This window comes from Bacillus sp. THAF10 (assembly GCF_009363695.1).
Lineage (GTDB): Bacteria > Bacillota > Bacilli > Bacillales > Bacillaceae_I > Sutcliffiella_A.
Genome location: NZ_CP045403.1, coordinates 3,079,056 through 3,097,602, shown reverse-complemented (window position 1 = coordinate 3,097,602; position 18,547 = coordinate 3,079,056). Strand labels below are relative to the sequence as shown.

The 18,547-nt window shown below is 39.3% G+C and carries 21 protein-coding genes; 16 read left to right on the top strand and 5 right to left on the bottom strand.

Features of this window, described 5'->3' with window-relative positions; genetic code table 11:
• Positions 1-11 precede the first annotated feature (11 nt).
• A complete protein-coding gene (locus FIU87_RS16040) occupies positions 12-725 on the top strand; it encodes a pseudouridine synthase (protein ID WP_152445513.1) in 714 nt (237 codons plus the stop codon).
• 48 nt (positions 726-773) lie between these two features.
• Here the strand turns inward: FIU87_RS16040 and FIU87_RS16035 are convergent, their stop codons facing one another.
• Complete coding sequence (locus FIU87_RS16035; RefSeq protein WP_152445512.1) at positions 774-995, bottom strand: DeoR family transcriptional regulator; 222 nt, start codon at positions 993-995, stop codon at positions 774-776.
• Between the two features lie 298 nt (positions 996-1,293).
• Here FIU87_RS16035 and FIU87_RS16030 point away from each other — a divergent pair, with 298 nt between their 5' ends.
• The 4 genes from FIU87_RS16030 (at position 1,294) to FIU87_RS16015 (ending at position 5,959) form a co-directional block, all read left to right on the top strand.
• Complete coding sequence (locus FIU87_RS16030) at positions 1,294-2,007, top strand: ABC transporter ATP-binding protein (protein ID WP_152446618.1); 714 nt, start codon at positions 1,294-1,296, stop codon at positions 2,005-2,007.
• Positions 2,004-3,131 (top strand): ABC transporter permease, encoded by a 1,128-nt coding sequence (locus FIU87_RS16025; protein ID WP_152445511.1) that lies wholly within the window; start codon positions 2,004-2,006, stop codon positions 3,129-3,131. Before FIU87_RS16030 ends, FIU87_RS16025 begins: the two co-directional genes overlap by 4 nt.
• Positions 3,132-3,138: 7 nt before the next feature.
• A complete protein-coding gene (gene pepV, locus FIU87_RS16020; protein WP_152445510.1) occupies positions 3,139-4,554 on the top strand; it encodes a dipeptidase PepV in 1,416 nt (471 codons plus the stop codon).
• Between the two features lie 235 nt (positions 4,555-4,789).
• On the top strand, positions 4,790-5,959 hold the full coding sequence (locus FIU87_RS16015; RefSeq protein WP_152445509.1) for an MFS transporter: 1,170 nt from the start codon (positions 4,790-4,792) through the stop codon (positions 5,957-5,959).
• Positions 5,960-6,197: 238 nt separating this feature from the next.
• Here the strand turns inward: FIU87_RS16015 and cysK are convergent, their stop codons facing one another.
• The gene (cysK, locus tag FIU87_RS16010) at positions 6,198-7,124 is read right to left on the bottom strand and encodes a cysteine synthase A (protein WP_152446617.1); all 927 of its coding nucleotides are present in this window, start codon (positions 7,122-7,124) and stop codon (positions 6,198-6,200) included.
• Between the two features lie 227 nt (positions 7,125-7,351).
• On the opposite strand from cysK, the gene thpR reads away from it, so the two are divergent.
• The 6 genes from thpR (at position 7,352) to FIU87_RS15980 (ending at position 13,131) form a co-directional block, all read left to right on the top strand.
• Positions 7,352-7,939, top strand: coding sequence for an RNA 2',3'-cyclic phosphodiesterase (gene thpR, locus FIU87_RS16005; protein ID WP_152445508.1), 588 nt, complete (start codon positions 7,352-7,354; stop codon positions 7,937-7,939).
• Positions 7,940-7,955: 16 nt separating this feature from the next.
• Positions 7,956-8,348 carry a CidA/LrgA family protein gene (locus tag FIU87_RS16000; protein ID WP_152445507.1) on the top strand — a complete coding sequence of 131 codons (393 nt, stop codon included), beginning with the start codon at positions 7,956-7,958 and terminating at the stop codon, positions 8,346-8,348.
• Positions 8,345-9,022: an LrgB family protein gene (locus FIU87_RS15995; RefSeq protein WP_152445506.1), complete on the top strand. Its 678-nt coding sequence runs from the start codon at positions 8,345-8,347 to the stop codon at positions 9,020-9,022. Before FIU87_RS16000 ends, FIU87_RS15995 begins: the two co-directional genes overlap by 4 nt.
• A gap of 16 nt (positions 9,023-9,038) precedes the next feature.
• Positions 9,039-9,977, top strand: coding sequence for an NERD domain-containing protein (locus FIU87_RS15990; protein WP_152445505.1), 939 nt, complete (start codon positions 9,039-9,041; stop codon positions 9,975-9,977).
• Positions 9,978-10,041: 64 nt separating this feature from the next.
• Positions 10,042-12,183: a type I pullulanase gene (pulA, locus tag FIU87_RS15985; RefSeq protein ID WP_152445504.1), complete on the top strand. Its 2,142-nt coding sequence runs from the start codon at positions 10,042-10,044 to the stop codon at positions 12,181-12,183.
• Between the two features lie 147 nt (positions 12,184-12,330).
• Positions 12,331-13,131 carry a phosphotransferase family protein gene (locus FIU87_RS15980; protein WP_172971082.1) on the top strand — a complete coding sequence of 267 codons (801 nt, stop codon included), beginning with the start codon at positions 12,331-12,333 and terminating at the stop codon, positions 13,129-13,131.
• Here FIU87_RS15980 and FIU87_RS15975 read toward each other — a convergent pair.
• Complete coding sequence (locus tag FIU87_RS15975) at positions 13,126-13,404, bottom strand: YtzH-like family protein (protein ID WP_152445503.1); 279 nt, start codon at positions 13,402-13,404, stop codon at positions 13,126-13,128. The genes FIU87_RS15980 and FIU87_RS15975 overlap by 6 nt on opposite strands.
• Before the next feature lie 132 nt (positions 13,405-13,536).
• On the opposite strand from FIU87_RS15975, the gene trmB reads away from it, so the two are divergent.
• Complete coding sequence (gene trmB / locus FIU87_RS15970) at positions 13,537-14,178, top strand: tRNA (guanosine(46)-N7)-methyltransferase TrmB (protein ID WP_152445502.1); 642 nt, start codon at positions 13,537-13,539, stop codon at positions 14,176-14,178.
• A gap of 89 nt (positions 14,179-14,267) precedes the next feature.
• A complete protein-coding gene (locus FIU87_RS15965) occupies positions 14,268-15,116 on the top strand; it encodes a YtnP family quorum-quenching lactonase (protein ID WP_152446615.1) in 849 nt (282 codons plus the stop codon).
• A gap of 49 nt (positions 15,117-15,165) precedes the next feature.
• Here FIU87_RS15965 and FIU87_RS15960 read toward each other — a convergent pair whose 3' ends face one another.
• Positions 15,166-15,507 carry a PepSY domain-containing protein gene (locus FIU87_RS15960; RefSeq protein ID WP_367643892.1) on the bottom strand — a complete coding sequence of 114 codons (342 nt, stop codon included), beginning with the start codon at positions 15,505-15,507 and terminating at the stop codon, positions 15,166-15,168.
• 197 nt (positions 15,508-15,704) lie between these two features.
• Between FIU87_RS15960 and FIU87_RS15955 the strand changes: the two genes are divergently transcribed.
• Together FIU87_RS15955 and FIU87_RS15950 are read left to right on the top strand one after the other, a co-directional pair.
• A complete protein-coding gene (locus tag FIU87_RS15955) occupies positions 15,705-16,775 on the top strand; it encodes a M42 family metallopeptidase (protein ID WP_152445501.1) in 1,071 nt (356 codons plus the stop codon).
• A 61-nt stretch (positions 16,776-16,836) separates the two neighbouring features.
• On the top strand, positions 16,837-17,361 hold the full coding sequence (locus tag FIU87_RS15950; RefSeq protein WP_152445500.1) for a DUF84 family protein: 525 nt from the start codon (positions 16,837-16,839) through the stop codon (positions 17,359-17,361).
• A 23-nt stretch (positions 17,362-17,384) separates the two neighbouring features.
• On the opposite strand, the gene FIU87_RS15945 is transcribed toward FIU87_RS15950, so the two are convergent.
• A complete protein-coding gene (locus FIU87_RS15945) occupies positions 17,385-17,825 on the bottom strand; it encodes a YtoQ family protein (protein WP_152446613.1) in 441 nt (146 codons plus the stop codon).
• 165 nt (positions 17,826-17,990) lie between these two features.
• Here FIU87_RS15945 and FIU87_RS15940 point away from each other — a divergent pair, with 165 nt between their 5' ends.
• Positions 17,991-18,512 (top strand): hypothetical protein, encoded by a 522-nt coding sequence (locus FIU87_RS15940; protein ID WP_152445499.1) that lies wholly within the window; start codon positions 17,991-17,993, stop codon positions 18,510-18,512.
• Positions 18,513-18,547 lie beyond the last annotated feature (35 nt).

The window sequence follows — 18,547 nt, the reverse complement described above, 5'->3', positions numbered from 1 at the left end:
GAGCAACAACCATGAGATTGGATAAGATGCTTGCCAACAGTGGATTTGGCACGAGAAAAGAAGTAAAAAAACTCCTGAAAACAGGTGTGGTAAAAGTAGATGGAGTAGTGATAAAGGATGCAAAGCAGCATGTGGATCCAGATGTGAATGAAGTAATGGTGGTCGATGAATTGGTAGAGTACCGGGAATTCATTTACTTAATGATGCATAAGCCTCCTGGTCTCCTATCTGCCACAGAGGATCATCGCCAGGAAACGGTGGTGGATATTTTAGAAGAAGAGGATAAAATGTTTGAGCCATTCCCAGTAGGAAGGCTTGATAAGGATACGGAAGGGCTGTTGCTTTTAACAAATGACGGTCAGCTAGCTCACCAGCTTCTTTCTCCGAAAAAACATGTGCCAAAAACGTATTATGCAACCATTGATGGTGAGGTAACAGAAGCGGATATTGCGGCATTTAAAGAGGGTGTCACTCTAGATGATGGCTATGAAACCTTACCTGCCGAATTGACGATCCTACAAACGGGACCAGTCTCCGAAATAGAGATTACCATTGTGGAAGGGAAATTTCATCAGGTCAAGCGGATGTTCCAGGCAGTTGGCAAAACAGTTACTTACTTGAAGCGCTTGAGCATGGGAGAACTAAAGCTTGATGAGACATTAGAGCTTGGAGAATATCGTGAGCTGACAGATGAGGAATTGGAGCTTGTAAAACAGAATAAATAAATAGAAGCCCCACATCTCTAGAGGTGTGGGGCTTGAGTTTATGTAGCTTTATGAAGTCAACCTAACTTTTTTCTGCGTAGTAGTCCACTTGCCTTTTGTTGGACTTTCCACCAGGTCATTAAATGCAAGCACATTTAAGTCACGCTGAACGGTACGGGGAGTAATCCCAAATTCATCGACCAGCTGCTGGGTGGAAACTGTTCCTCTTTCATGAATAAACATGTAGACGGCTTTAATACGGGTTAGCATACGGTTAGTTGAAGGCTTCAAAAAACCACTCCTTATCCGGTATTTAACATGGTACTACTAGCTACATTCTTGATGGAAGGCATTAGGTATTAAGTTAGTTTCTATTGTACACGATTATGAGAAAAAAATTCTAGAATAATGATGCAATTTACACAATATTAACAATAAATTACGGATGTGTCACTTTTAATCCTTCAGTTACATGTGACTATATACATTATTTTACACTACTCGACAGTAAACCGCTAGTAATTTTTAGAAAAATATGAAACTATTGTCCTAACTATATCGTAAAAAGTATAGAAAGGAGTGACTGGTGGTGCAATTGTTAGCGATAAAATTACATAAAGCAGGCTATGATGATGAGATGTCTGTATTGCAGAATATTAATTTTGTGGTGAATAAGGGCGAAATGGTTGGCCTCATTGGTCCCAATGGTGCAGGAAAGAGCACAACGATTAAAACAATTCTTGGGTTGAATCCGAATTTTGAAGGGGAAATATCACTTCCTTCCAATCAATCCTATGCTTATATCCCAGAAAAGCCCGTTTTTTATTATGATATGACCTTATGGGAGCATATTGATTTAATGGCATCCCTTTTCGAGATGGAAGAGGCTGTTTGGAAAAAGAGAGTGGAGGAGTTGCTTGAACGATTTGATTTGAAGGATGCTGTCCATGAATCTCCTGCGACATTTTCCAAAGGGATGCAGCAAAAAGCCATGTTGATCTTTGCCATCATGCAAAAACCATCCTTGTATATTGTCGATGAACCTTTCATAGGACTGGATCCAATTGCAACGAAAAGGCTTCTGGAGTTGTTTGAAGCTGAGCAACAACGAGGTGCAGGCATTTTGCTATGTACACATGTGCTTGATACAGCGGAAAAAATTTGTGATAGGTTTATTCTTCTTTCAGATGGCAGAGTGAAATCTGAAGGAACTCTAAGAGATATTCAAACTACCTGTAAGCTTCCTGAAGGTTCGCTGTTAGATTGCTTTTATACTCTTTCAGAAAAGGAGCTATCTAAATGAGCGCGTTTCAACTGTTTAGGAAACGCCTAAAACAAGAGCAGCGCTATCAATGGAAGAATACAATGGCAATTTTAGATTGGACCATTGTGTTTTATTTATCCCTTTTCATCCTATTCATGGGGGCCATGTTTTATGATATGCTGCCGGGTATTTTAGGAATATTAGAGGAGACACCTAGTATACTCATCCTTGTGATGCTTTATTTTTTTGCTTGGAATGGCTCAATAAGAATCTATTTTCAAGAGGCAGATAGCTATTTTTTTATCAGGCGTTCTGATTTATTGAAAGGGATAAAACTCTATAGTTTAATCGCATCACTTTTTAAAACACTACTTAAAGCTATTTTGTTGGGAAGTGTTTTTTACTATCTACTAATGCTTTCTCAGTCCTTTCAACTAAAATTTATAGATTGGCTACTATCCTATTGTATTCTATCGCTTTTTTTGGTGATGGTACGTACGTGGATAGAGTTGCTCTGGTCGGCATGGTGGAGAACTAGTGTATCGCTGCTGTCATTCATTGTGTTTGGATTGGTGTATTATTACTTGCTTAATTCGTTTGTGTGGGTGATTGGAGCGTTTTCTCTGACTGTGATAATGGGATGGCTCTACTTAAAAAGGGACACTTTTACTCAGGATATGGAGAATAACGAGAAAATTCGTCAAAAGTATACGGGTATGATTTTTTCGTTTTCAGAGTACGTTCATATTCCAAAGGCCTCTAATCGATCAAAACCATTTTTGTTTAAACATTCCCAAAGAATTTTTGAAAATAGAAGTCCACACTATGCGTTAACAGAGCTGTTCTTTAAATATTTGCTTCGAAATTATCGACATATTCTCTCCTATCTCAAAATAATTGGTATTACAATTGGAGCAATGTCCCTTCTTCCTTTATGGACAAAATATGGCGTATTCCTAGCATTTTTCTTTTTCATGAAAGAGTGGTTAAATATAGTATATGATGAACTCGTTGCACACCCTTTTTTGGATATGCAAAAGGGGAAGCAACTGGTGAAAGAGCACTATCAGCACCTTGTCACTCGCTGGTTATACTACCCAGCTTTAGGGGCTATAGGGTTTGCGCTTATGTTGAATACGCTTATTCATTTTTTATTGAGGTGATAAGAAGATGACAAAGATTAATTGGTTAGAAGAAGTAGAAAAACGAAAAGACGAAATGATCAAAGACACCCAAGAATTCCTGCGAATTAACAGTGTGTTAAATGAGGAAGAAGCAACGGAGGAAGCACCTTTTGGAAAAGGGATTGAAGAGGCGTTGCAGTTTTTACTACAACAAGGAGAGAAAGATGGCTTTCTTACCAAAAATGTAGACCATTATGCAGGACATATTGAACATGGGCAAGGAAAAGAACTTGTTGGGATACTATGCCATGTGGATGTGGTTCCGGAAGGAGATGGCTGGACAGATGATCCGTTTAGCGCTACCATCCGGGACGGGAAAATCTTTGCACGTGGGGCAATGGATGATAAGGGTCCGACCATGGCTGCTTATTACGCCTTGAAAATTGTAAAGGAGCTGGATCTGTCCTTATCCAAACGTGTTCGAATCATTATTGGAACCGATGAGGAAAGCAATTGGCAATGTGTAGAGCATTATTTTAAACATGAAGAAATGCCAACGATGGGCTTTGCTCCTGATGCAGACTTTCCCATTATCTATGCAGAAAAGGGAATTGGGGATATACAGCTACAGCAAAAATTAGATTTAGAAAACACAGCCTCTCAAGTTACCTTACTTACCTTTGATGCAGGTCGCCGCTTAAACATGGTTCCTGATCATGCGAAAGCAACCTTGGAAGTTACTGACGAAATGGATAGCATCACCCATGCTTTCAATACATATATAGGCGAGAACGACATCGAGGGTGGTTATACGAAGGAAGGAAATGTGATTACACTTTCTATAAAAGGTGTTTCTGCTCATGCGATGGAACCGGATAACGGAGTGAATGCTGGGTATCATTTGGCAAGTTTCTTACATTCATTAGCACTTGATGGGAAGGGTAAAGGCTATGTGAAATTCATCAGTGAAATGCTAGCGTTTGATTCACGTGGGAAAAACCTTGAAATTGCCTTTCATGATGACATTTCCGATGACTTAACGATTAACACTGGCGTTTTCCATTATGTGAACGAAGCATCTATTGGAGCGTTAGGTGTCAACATCCGCTTTCCTGTTACATGTGACACAGACGCTGTAAAACATAAATTAGAGAGAATAGCGGAAGAATATGGCTTTGATTTAAATAAATTTAGAGTATCAGCTGCACATCATGTGCCACAGGACCACGAGCTAATCCAAACTTTGCAAAGGGTGTACCAAGAGCAAACAGGCGAGGAGCCAAAGCTTCTTTCCATTGGTGGAGGTACCTATGCTCGTTCACTTGAAGCAGGTGTTGCCTTTGGCCCACTGTTTCCTGGCAGAGAAGATGTTGCTCACCAGAAGGATGAATATATTGTCATCGAGGATCTAGTAAAAGCAACGGCAATCTATGCCCAAGCAATCTATGAGCTTGCAAAATAACCACTTCACTTTGAAGTATTTGTGGTAGAATGTTAAGGTTACCTGCAATTTAGCAGGTAACCTTACTTTTATTGAAGCTCTTTTCTAAAAGATTGATGCTATCAACAAGGAAAAAATCGGCTTGAAGACTTTTTCCTTATCTAAGCAAACAAAAATTGCTTCAAAATTATATCTTCGCAGAAGAAACAAAGTTTGCGAAAAAAGTCACTATTTAATAAAGAAAGAAGGACAGAAAATGGGCAGTGCCACTAATACAACGAGATATTTTTATAGCTATTATTTCCTGACATTCTTCAGCTTTGGTGCACTTTTTCCATTATTAACAGTCTACCTGCAGGAAGATGTTGGCTTGACTGGATCGCAAATCGGTATGATTATGTCCATCAGTCCGGTTGTGATGATCTTTGTACAACCTTTGTGGGGAGTATTCAGTGATTACACACAAAAACCGAAGCAAATTCTTGTCTGGACACTCTTTTTAACTGCGCTCTCAGGTCTTGTGTTTTCCTTCATGGGAAGCTATCCTGGGTTATTAGCACTAGCGTTTCTCCTCGCAGTCACGCAAAGTGCCCTTGTGCCGATTTCTGACAGCATAACATTAAATTATGTTCAGCGTGTGAAAGGTAACTATGGTTCGATTCGTCTTTGGGGAGCGGTTGGATTTGCGATTGCTGTACTTATAGCGGGCTGGCTTTCTGATTTCTTTTCATTAAAAGTTATTTTTTATACGTTTGCAGCAGCGCTATTACTGGCAACATTTTTTACTACTTTTCTCCCAAAGGAAAGTCAGAACATAAGTGTCAATATTAGAGATGGAGTGGGCACGCTGTTAAAGATGCCGAAGTTTGTGATGTTTTTAGTTACGACGTTTCTTATTTTCGGACCTGTATTTGCCAATAACTTTTACTTTGGCTTGTTTATTACGGAAATAGGCGGGACTGTAACTGGTGTTGGAATTGCCTTTTTGCTAGCTGCTGGAAGCGAAGCACCTTTTATGAGGGTAGCTGGCAAGTGGATTTCTAAATTTGGACTTCATGCCATTATGATAAGCGCTGCAAGCATTGCGATGATTCGCTGGGTGCTTTATTTCTTTGAGCCACCGCTGTATTTGGTATATGCCACCACCATTGCACAAGGCTTTTCTGTTGGTCTTTTCATACCAGCCGCCTTGCAGTTTGTCCGGGATATCGCACCTAGCTCCGCTAGAGCAACGGCTGTTTCCTTGTATACAGCTGTAGGGAATGGTCTTGGCAGCTGGTTCTGTACCTTTTTAGGAGGATTTCTTTTAGAATATTATTCCGTGATGCATGTATACCTCTTCTTTGGTTTATTGACGTTTGGAGGCGTCATTTGCATTGCGATGATTCATCAATTAGATAAGAAGCTCTTGGCGAGGGCATCATAAGAAAATCCCGGCACTGGTAGTGGCCGGGATTTTCTTACTTTTTCTCGTAATCGAAGGCTGTCTTCGCAAACTTTGTTGCTACTGCGTATAGTGAAGACACCCGTAATCCACGTTGCACTCGTGCTCTTTTCGTGGAGGAAGAGTGAAACTTGTGGCAATTTTTCTTGGCATAAAGATTGGAAAAAGTCTTAGAGTCGACTTTTTCCTAGTTTATGGAAACAATCCTTTAGAAAAGAGCCTAATCGAATAAATCTGTCGACAGGTAACGTTCTCCTGTATCACATGCGATACAAACAATTATATCTTCTGGTGTCAGGCGTTTGGCTACTTCGATGGCGGAGTAGCAGGCAGCTCCTGAGGAAGGTCCAACTAAAATTCCTTCATGAAGGGCAAGCTTTCTTGCAACATCGTAAGCGTCCTCGTCTTTAATTTTGAAAATTTCATCATACACTTTTTGATTTAATATATCTGGAATAAAGCCAGGACTTGTTCCAACAAGCTTATGTTTACCAGGTTTTCCTCCAGACAATACAGGCGATCCGGCAGGCTCTACCACATGTACGGTAAGCCCATTGTAATGCTTTTTCAACTCTTCCCCTGTACCTGTGATGGTGCCGCCAGTTCCAGCAGTAGCTACGAAAGCAGAAAGGGGTTTCCCGATTTTCTCCATCGCTTCAATAATTTCAAGAGCCGTAGATTTTCTGTGGGCGTCTGAGTTGGCATGGTTCTCAAATTGCATGGGCATGAAGCTGTTTGGAATTTCCTTTACGAGTTCCTGCGCTTTTTTAATCGCTCCTGGCATCTTTTCATCACCAGGAGTTAACACAACCTCCGCACCATATGCTTTCAAAAGATTTATCCGCTCAGCAGACATCGTATCTGGCATCACAAGAACAGCTTTATAGCCACGTGCTGCGGCATTCATGGCAAGTCCAATTCCGGTGTTACCGCTAGTAGGTTCAATAATAGTAGCACCAGGGGAGATGAGACCATCTTTTTCAGCTTGAACAATCATATTAAAAGCGGCTCTGTCTTTTACGCTGCCACTTGGGTTTTGAAATTCGAGCTTTACATATACTGTTGCTGCTCCTTCTGGTACAATTCTGTTTAATTTAACCAGTGGTGTGTCGCCGATAAGCTCGGCCATATTAGATACAACTTTCACAAGTGCACACAACCTTTCTTTATGTAGCATTATCTAGGAAATATTGTATCATAAAAATGAAATTCTAACTAAATGGATAGATTATAAGGGGTATGTACAAAAGAAGATTGGTGCTAAGATAGATAAAAGCTGTTTTTCCGAACTTTGTTGCTCTGCGAATATTTATCGCCTTCGTAATCAACGTTTCAATTATGCTCTTTTCTCTGGAGAAGTTTTAGCTTTGAAAAATGAATTGGAAAATCTGGAAGGATGGAATGATGGATACACATACACATTATTTTCTCGCGCTACCTATACCGATGGAGCTGAAAGAAAAGCTTTCCCTATCCATGAAAAATATGAAAAACGAGCTTCCGTTTACGCGTTGGGTTCATCCTGACGATCTTCATTTAACTTTAGCTTTTTTAGGTAGGATGGAACCTTCACAAAAGAAGCGGATAATGGAATTGCTACCAAACGTTGTGAAACAGCATGAACCTTTTACAATCGTGTTAAATAATCTTGGAACTTTTGGTAATCCGCAATCTCCACGGATTTTCTGGTATGGTGTGGAGGAATCTGAACAACTTTTCAGCTTACGAAAATCTGTTTATGATGTTTGTCAAAATATTGGTTTTACGCTTGATACAAGGCCTTTTCATCCACATATCACACTTGCTAGAAAGTGGAAAGGACCTGGCTCGATGACTGAGGACAAGCTACAATCATCCAGTAGCCTCTCTCAAAGCTTCCAAGTTAATAACGTGATATTGTATGAAACACATTTAGATAGAATGCCAAAATATGAAGAAAAAGAAGAATTTCCGTTAATATAAGGAGTAGGATTGGGTTATGAGGGGAATGAAGATTGTAGGTCAAACATTGATACTATACATATTTTACAAGCTCGGATTGTTCATAAAAGAAGGATTAGACCTTCCAATACCAGGGAGTATCATTGGTCTTATCTTGCTTTTATCCCTGTTATTAACGGGTGTGATGAAAGAAAAAGCACTAGAGGATGGTGCTGGCTTTCTCTTGCTTTATTTACCGTTATTTTTTGTTCCTGCCACAGTTGGAGTAATGGATTACTTTGGTTTTTTAACAAGCAGTGCAGGAATGATGATGTTAGGTGCATTATTTATCGGCACACTCTTAGTAATGCTTAGTAGCGCACTAGTATCTCAAAAAGCGGTGGAAATGGTCGATAAAAATACAAAAGGTGCAGGAGGGAATCCATCATGATTGGCGTTGGCATGATTCTTGCTACTGTTACTCTTTTTATGGCCATGAGAAGCCTTTACCGCAAATTCCAATTTACGATATTAAATCCTGTCGTTACCACCACAGGAGTCCTCATCATTTTTTTATTATTATTAAACATTCCGTATGATACTTACATGGACGGAGGGTATTGGATACAGGAATTGCTTGGTCCTGCTGTTGTGGCATTTGCTTATCCTTTGTATCGGCAAAAGGATAAAATCATCCGCTACCGCTTTCCGCTCTTTGCGGGGCTTTTAACAGGGATTTCAATTGGAATAGGTTCAGGGTTTATGTATGTGAAGCTAGCAGGACTTTCAGCAGAGCATGCTGTCACCTTTTTGCCCAAATCTGTCACTTCCCCGATTGCGATGGATATTACTAGTCTCACAGGAGGCATACCGAGTCTTGCAGCGGCATTGGTTATATTAAGCGGATTAATGGGGGCCGTCACTGCTCCTAAACTTCTAAACTATGTAAACATAAAACACTATTTGAGCGTGGGTGTTGGGCTTGGCTGTTCGGCACATGGAATAGGGACAGCGAAAGCGATGGAATATGGAGAGGAAGAGGCGGCATTTAGTTCGATAAGCATGACAATTTCCGCATTGTTGTATGCGCTTGTATTACCAATTACGATACATTATTTTCTATAGAAATGAGTGACCATCTGTGGCGCAATTAATAAAGTTACAAGATTATATCACCCGCTATGAAGCGGATATATATCGCTATCCAAGTCAGTATATTCGTTTAAAAAAGCAAAAATGGGAATCCTTTCAAGAAATGGCCAAACGACCTGCTGAACAAATTTCCGTACTTTCTCCCTTAGAAGAAGGAGTGGAGGGGAAAGAAAGCAAGCGAATGTCGTTCCTAAACCCATTTAGAAGAAAAGAAGAAAAAGAGGAAGAGCTTTTTACCGGAAAAGTAACAGATGGAGAAAATCAAGACGAGGAATGGGAACTACCTGCAATTCCCCCAAATAAGACGACGGAAGAGAGAAAACAACTTTTCCTCGATTCGCTTCTCCCACTGCAACTAAAATGGGCAAGTTCCACAATACGGGACATATCGTACATGCAGAAAAATTACAAAAAAGATTCCTTGTTAAAATTCTTTTTGCAACGATTTCCTGATACCTATTTTGTCATGTATAAGCCGATTTTTCTTGTAAAACAGGCTCCAGTCGAGCTTGAAATTATCCTCATTACTCCTGGGAATATATTTGCACTGTACTATATGGAAGAACAAGAAGGTAGTGTGGTGCTTGGAAATAACGATCGCTTTTGGTCTATTCGTGAAAAAGAGCAAGAACGAAAAATAGTGAATCCAACGATTAGCCTGAACAGGATGGGAGCAGTCATTAGAAATATCCTTACTAAATATGACACAGATCTCCCGATTACAAAGTATTTGCTTCATCCAAAGGGCTATATTGATATTTTTGACGGCCCTACAGATATCCAGGTGGTGGATAAACGTTCGTATGAGAAATGGTTTGAAATGATGAGAGAGAACAAGCTGCCTCTAAAAGCTGGACAGTTAAAAGCTGCAGGAGCACTCCTTTCTTATTGTCAATCCACTTATATGAGTCGTCCGGAATGGCAATAATAATTATTTCAGCACAATGAGAATAAACTTATTAGGTAGGAAATGTTAGAAGGGGAGGGACAGCATGATTTCCATCAAGAGAGAGTTTGAAGCCTATTTAGATGAAATGGACTCGATTACGATTTTGTTGCCCCTTGATGTTCATCAAGGGGAATCTGCATCCTTCACCCTTTTGCATCATGAAAGGGAAACAGAATTACCTATAGTAAGCAAAAGCATGCTGCCACATGCAATCAAATATATTTGCAAGACTTCAGAGCCTATTTCCATTGGCTTAAAGTATTCCATTATCGATGAACATAAAAGAAGAACAGATCTTCAGATTGGTGCAGTTATCCGAACAAAACCGTTCGATGCCTATTTTTACTATGAAAAAGACGACCTAGGTGCTCGCTATCGAAAGGAGCAAACTACTTTCACGATTTGGGCACCAACTGCAACTGCTGTAAAAATTAAATTGCAAAGGTCCACAATGGAAGAAGCTAGCCTGTTTAGTCTGATTCGAGAAGAAAAAGGAATTTGGCGGGTGACGATAAAGGGGGATTTGGAGGGGTATCGCTATACCTATCTTGTGTGTGTGAATCTTATTTGGCGAGAAGCGGTGGATCCTTATGCAATAGCTTCTAGCATTAATAGTGAAGCAGGAATCGTAATCGATCAAGAGAAGGTGGCCGTACCGAACATTCCACTCTCTCCTCTTCCAGGGGCAACAGAATCCATTATTTACGAGCTTCATGTTCGCGATTTTTCTTCCCATTCAGATAGCGGAATCGTGCACAAGGGAAAATATGCAGCGTTTATGGAAGAACCAAAAGCAGGTTTACTTGGAAAAACGGGTTTCCCTTATCTCAAGGAGCTTGGTATCACTCATGTGGAGCTACTTCCTATCAATGACTATGGCGGAGTAGATGAAGAAGATGCGGAAAAGAGTTATAACTGGGGCTACAATCCTTTGCTTTTTAATGTGCCAGAAGGAAGCTATTCTCTTCAGCCAGAGGACCCTTACGCAAGAATCCAAGAATTAAAAGCCTTGATTACAAAGCTACATCAACATCAACTAAGGGTTATATTGGACGTTGTGTATAATCATGTGTTTATAAGAGAAACATCTTCGTTTGAAAAAATAGTGCCTGGATACTACTTTAGACATGATGATCATGGCATGCCATCGAATGGAACAGGAGTAGGGAATGATATTGCTTCTGAGCAGAAGATGGTAAGGAAATTTATTATTGACTCTGTTAAGTATTGGCTAGTGGAGTATGATGTGGATGGATTTCGGTTTGATTTGATGGGAATTTTAGATGTCGAAACGATGAATAGCATCTATCAGACGGTTCAGAGAATCAAGCCTGGCGCTATTATACTTGGAGAAGGGTGGGAATTAAACACGCCTTTGCCATCGGAGCAAAAAGCGATGCTATGGAACGCCAAGAAAATGCCGGGAATTGCCTTTTTTAATGATATGGTCAGAGACTCGGTAAAGGGAAGCACTTTTAATTTATTTGATAGAGGTTTTGCTCTTGGTAATACACACAAAATTCCTTTTTTAAAGCAAACTCTGACTGGTAGTAGCCCTTTTGATTCTAAGGGACTTTTCTTAGGTCCTGCTCAGTCAATAAATTATGTGGAATCTCATGATAATCATACACTTTGGGATAAGATACTAATTTGTAATAGTCATGAAGAGGAAAAAATTAGAATGAGTCGGCACCGTCTTGCAACAGCAATTATCCTCCTTGCTCAAGGAATTCCCTTTCTCCATGCTGGTCAGGAGTTTTTTCGGACCAAAAATGGAGAGGAAAACAGCTACAAGTCACCTGATTCCATAAATAGCTTGAATTGGGAGCGAAAACATACTTATTCTGACAACGTGAATTACATTAAGGGGTTAATACAGCTCAGAAAAACTCATCAAGCTTTTAGATTTGCAACAGCAAAAGAGATTCAGAGTCATGTTTGTTTTCCATATGAAACAGGCGCATTGCTACAGTATCATCTAAAAGATGTTCAGGAATATGGAAAATGGAAGGATATTTTAGTCATTTTTCATAATGGACTGCAACAAGAAAGTGTTCCTTTATCCAAAAAAGGTGAATGGGAAATGCTCGTAAATGCTACAAGTTCTGGTGTGAAAACCATCTCGAAAGTATCAGAAAAACTGTTAGTAGAGCCACTTAGTACAACGGTTCTTGTGCAATACTAATTGTTACACAAAGACTTGATTTAATATGCAAATAACGATAAAATTTAAAAGATAGCTATTGTGAATTGTTCAATAGCTGTTTTTTTGCTTAAAAATTGGAGCGCTTGCGCTGTTTTTAATATTTGATAACGAAAAGTTGTGTTGAAATTGAAGGTGAAATGGTTGGAACATTTATTAGGTGATGAGTGGAAAATAAGTCCTGCTGGTGGTTTGACGGGTGACGCATATTTCGCTCAAAACGAAGGGAAAAAGCTATTCCTAAAACGAAATTCATCGCCTTTTCTGGCTGTCTTATCAGCGGAGGGAATTGTCCCAAAGCTTGTTTGGACAAAACGCTTAGAAAATGGGGATGTTATTACTGCTCAGCACTGGATTAGTGCAAGAGAACTAAAACCTAATGATATGAACATGGAAGCTGTAGCTCAGCTGCTGCATAAAATCCATCACTCTAAAGAGCTGCTTGATATGCTAACACGACTAGGCAAGGAGCCTGTAGAGCCCTCGGCTATTTTGGATGACATTCGAAATGGTATGCCTCTAGAGTTATTATCCTTAGAGGTCATTCAAAAATCACTGGATTTCTTAACCAAGGAAATGGTCAATGTCGGGTATCGTGAGAAAGTGGTTTGCCATAGTGATCTTAACCATAATAATTGGCTGCTTTCTGACAATCAGCAATTATTTTTAATTGATTGGGATGGGGCGGTTATCGCAGACCCTGCTATAGATTTATGTATGTTATTGTACTGGTATATCCCAGAACATGAGTGGGATGACTGGCTCTCCACCTATGGGATACCATTGACAGACGATTTACGTCATAGAATGCATTGGTATGTAATTGCACAGACCATCCTGTCCATTCAATGGTATCACCATAAGAATATTGAAAAAGAAAAACAAAATTGGCTCAATTATCTTGAGAGACTTTTGCCAGTAGAGCTATGAGTATTGATCCATACTTTCGATCCAATTCGAAAATTGGGCTTGGTGTTGCTGATTGACTTCGTGGTCATTGGCGGAATTAATACCTGCCTGGCTATAAGTGTAAATGTCTTGTAGAATATTTTTTACATTTTGATCAATATGATTATTGACCATTAATGATTTAACCACCCGTTCAAGTTGCTCATATTCTGCAACAGAACCGCAGCAATCTATTTGATGATCCGCCAAAATATCCTTTAAAAGATGTATTTGATCATGATAATTTAACGGCATTTTTCAGCACTCCTTTATTTATTATATGACTAGCCTTTGTTTTTTTATCATTCTTATACACGGGAAAAGAATCGGTCATAATGGCCGATTCTTTTATGTGAAAAAACTGACAACGTATGAGGTGACATGTAAATGAGATTTAGAAATAAGCCCTGGGCGGCAGACTATATTGCTGAACATTCCTATTACTGCATAGAGAAACCTGAAAACCAAAAAGGAAAGTGGCACAGCTTATTTGGTAACAACAATCCTATCCACATTGAAGTAGGAACTGGAAAAGGGACCTTTATTACCGAGATGGCCAAAGCAAATCCTGATATTAATTATATAGGCATTGAACTGTTTGAAAGTGTCATCGTGAAAGCAATTGAAAGAGCAGTGGAAGCAGATATTCCAAATATTAAATTACTTCACGTAAACGCACAAAAGTTAATGGATTATTTTGAAACTGGGGAAGTAGAGAGAGTTTACCTAAACTTTTCTGATCCATGGCCAAAAACACGTCATGCAAAAAGAAGACTAACCTACAAAACGTTTCTAGATTTGTACAAATCAGTGCTTGTCCCAAAAGGGGAAATTCATTTTAAAACCGACAACAGAGGGCTATTCGAATTTTCTCTCATGAGCTTTTCTGAGTATGGTTTGCTGTTAAAATATGTTAGCTTAGATTTGCATAACAGTGGATATGAAGGCAATATCATGACAGAATATGAAGAAAAATTTTCTAGTAAGGGCTTTCCTATTTATCGTTGTGAAGTGCAATATCAAAACTAAGCAGAAACTGCTCCTAACCCAGGGGCAGTTTTTTTTGGTACAATGAAGTGAAGCTAGTCTACAAAACAAAGGGAGAATGGAGAGATGAAATGGAAACGTTAGCGTTTGGGAACTGGAAACTAACCTGGCTTAATGGTGGCGTGACACATCTTGATGGAGGGGCGATGTTTGGAGTAGTTCCGAAAGCCTTATGGTCAAGAAAATATCCTGTCAATGACCTCAACCAAATAGAGCTGCGGACTGACCCCATTCTAATACAAACAGAAACGCAAAATGTTCTAGTTGAGTCAGGTATCGGAAAAGGCAAGCTTTCAGAAAAACAAAAGCGGAACTATGGGGCAACGGAAGAGTCAAGGGTAGAAGAGGATTTGAAAAAATTAGGACTTACACCAGAAGATATTGATACCATTGTAATGACACATCTTCATTTTGATCATGTTTGTGGATTAACAAGATTTGATCAGGAAAAGGGTCAATACGTATCTGTTTTTCCTAATGCCAGCATCCATGTTTCCGAAATAGAGTGGAATGAAATGAGAAATCCTAATATTCGATCAAGAAATACATATTGGGAAATGAATTGGCAGGGAATCGAAGACCAGGTTAAAACGTTTACTTCTGAAACGACAATTATAGAAGGCATGAAGATGATACATACCGGTGGCCACAGTGACGGCCATAGTATATTAGAATTAACGCAAGGAGATGAACTCCTATTGCATATGGCTGACTTGATGCCAACGCATGCGCATCTCCCATCATTGTGGGTGCTCGCCTATGATGATTATCCAATGACCTCCATTGAGGCAAAAGAAAAGTGGATTAAGGAAGGTATCAAGCGCAATGCTTGGTTTACTTTTTATCATGATGCTCATTACCGGGCTGTAAAATGGAGCGAATCTAATGAATTCATGGAAAAGGTAGAACGAAGAAGATAAAAAAAGCCTAGCACAGTTTTTTTCTGTGCTAAGGCTACTGTTTTTTTGTCTACTTTATCTGGTTTACATCCAAGATTACACCTGTATCTTTATCCACAATAAATTCGTATTGTTCTAAAACGTTATCTATTCTTCTGGAAATTCCGCCTCTGTATACAGAATAGGATAGTTCGTTTTTAAGTATAGTCTCTGGGACCATTTGAATCCAAGAACCGTCTACTGGTCCTTTCTTTTTGAAAGCTTCCTTAGCAATTTTAAGCGCTTTCTCAGGTTTTATGGATGGTTGTTTTGTCACTTCTGTTATAAATAACGCAGCTGCGGCACCTATTCCCGCTCCAATCAATAATGCTTTCCACTTCATGTCAGCATCACCCTTTCCATCAATTAACATGATAAATTCATTATTTCACTACTAGTTAATACGATTTCACCTTCTACCTAATAGTATAACTTGTTATCAGAATAAATGTCATGCCAAAGCTGGAAACGAATGAGAAAGTTCGATACAATATAATTATAATATTTCGATAATCTAAACGATATCGAGCATTCATACATAGGAACCACAAGAAAAAGGAGATGACTTTATTGAATCAGGAAACATTGTCACTTTTTAAAACATTAACAGAACTACAAGGTGCACCAGGATTTGAGCATGATGTCCGCCGTTTTATGCGATCTGAACTGGAAAAGTATGCGGACGAAATCGTTCAAGACCGACTTGGTGGCGTTTTTGGTGTGAAAAAAGGGGATGAAACTGGCCCAACTGTCATGGTAGCTGGACATATGGATGAAGTTGGTTTTATGGTCACCTCTATCACGGAAAACGGCATGCTACGTTTTCAACCTTTAGGAGGCTGGTGGAATCAAGTTTTACTTGCACAGCGCGTACAGGTGATGACGGATAATGGTCCAGTTATTGGGGTCATCGGTTCTATCCCACCTCATCTATTAGATGAAGCAAAGCGAGCCAAACCAATGGATATCAAGAACATGCTTATTGACATCGGTGCAGATGATAAAGAAGATGCGTTAAGAATAGGCATTAAGCCTGGTCAGCAAATCGTTCCTATTTGTCCATTCACTCCAATGGCAAACGAGAAAAAAATTCTGGCAAAATCATGGGACAACCGATATGGCTGTGGTCTTTCCATCGAATTGTTAAAAGAGCTTCAAGGGGAAACACTACCGAACATTCTATATTCTGGAGCTACAGTTCAAGAAGAGGTTGGTTTGCGTGGAGCGCAAGCAGCAGCCAATATGATAAAGCCAGATATTTTCTTCGCCTTAGACGCTTCACCTGCCAATGATATGACAGGGGATAAAAAAGAATTCGGTCATCTAGGAAAGGGAGCATTGCTTCGTATTTATGACCGTTCCATGATTACGCATACTGGGATGAGGGATTTTGTTTTAGATACAGCGGAATCTAATCAAATTCCATATCAGTATTTTATTTCTCAAGGGGGAACAGATGCAGGGCGTGTACATACGTCAAATGACGGCGTTCCTTCAGCAGTAGTAGGTATTTGCTCACGCTATATTCATACACATGCTTCAATCGTTCATGTTGATGATTATGCAGCAGCGAAAGAGCTCATCGTAAGACTTGTAAAATCAGCCGATCAATCGACGGTGGATTCCATTAGAAATCGATAATACTAAGAGCAAAGTGATGAGTTCACCACTCATCACTTTGTTATTTAAAGGAGTACATGCAATGAAGATTGTAGTAGGATCTTTAAATCCAGCAAAATATAAAGCAGTGCAAAAAAGTATACAGGACCTTCAAATGAAGGCAGAGACAAGTTTTCGTGATGTTGATTCAGGTGTAAGCCAGCAGCCAAGGAGCGATGATGAAACAATAACCGGTGCATTATATAGAGCAAGGCAAGCCTTAGAATCAGATGAACATGCAGACCTTGCCATTGGTTTAGAGGGTGGTGTAATATTTCCAGCCTCTCACAATCAGGTAATGGTGTGTAATTGGGGTGCCATTGTAGACAGAACGGGCAATGAATTTATCGCAGGAGGGGCAAGAATACCTTTGCCACCTTCATTTAAAGATCCGCTTTTAGACGGAGTAGAGCTTGGGGTGCTAATGGATGAATATTGCCAACGAAAAGATGTTAGAAAGCACGAGGGAGCAGTAGGAGTTTTTACAGCAGGTGCAATAACCAGGCTTGACATGTTTAAGCATGTTACTGATTTATTACTGGGACAATGGCAATATCATAAAAAATAGCAGGCGAAGATGGCCTGCTATTTTTATTCAAGAATATAGGTTAAGACCTTCAAAGCTTGATTCACTGTTTCCACTGTGACATTCGCTTTGTTTGATAGCTCTTTTAAAGGATGATGCAATGTTTGGGGTCGAATCAAAATTAGTGGCTTTTGTAAGGAAATAGCTGCACTTGCGTCCATCGCAGTATTCCATTGTTTGTACTTTTCTCCAAACAACGCAATAACAAGATCTGATTTTTTCATAAGCAATTCTGTACGAAGATTATTGATTTGTGAAGCAGCCTCGTCCTTTGCAATAGCGTTTGGCTGGGTACCAAGTACCATTTCCCCAATATGATCAGAACGATTATGGTCTGTCATAGGACTGACGAACTCTAAGGGAAGATCTAATGATTTCGCTTTATCCATTAACTCTTCTCTCCAGTTCGTATGAATTTCTCCTGCAAGATATACAGTAAATTTCATCATAATCCCTCCAAATAGTACCTCTTGTTATTTCACTAGTATTTAGTCTATCATAAAAAGGATAATAAAGTGATAATTCTAAATAATGCATGTACATAAGAATAAATTATCGGTATGATAGGATTAGTGGTTTTTAGTTCTAAGGTACTAAAAGGAGTGGAAGAGTTGAATTTAGGAAGAGTCTTTATATTTATTATTTCTTTATCCGTTATGGTTGGTTGTTCCGTTTCAGAGGAAGAAGCTTTAGAGAAATCAAAAGAGACCTTTGAACAGGTTTTCCAGGGTGAAACAGTAGAAGCAACAGAAGATACAGAGATGTTTACATATCATCTCCCTGAAAAATTTGAGGTTGAATCAGCTTCTAATAACAATGTCGTTTTACTACATAAAGAGCAGCATTATCTTCTTTTTGTTAATCCAATGGAGGCAAAAGATTCAGATGTTGTTTATGAATCTACCAAATCAAATTATAGTGAGCTGCAACTAGATCATACGTTTTCTCATAATGGCAGACTGGGATATGTATTGGTTGCTCCACTTGAAGAGGAAGAAAATATGAAACACGAAGTAACGGTAGGAATTGGCGGTGTAAAAATGACTACCGTCACAGAAACGAATAACCTAGAAAACAGTACAAAATATATGATGGAGATTGTTTCTTCTGTAAAAGTGAAGGATCAACAATAAAAAAGCTGGACCAGAATTTCCTGGTCCAGCTTTAT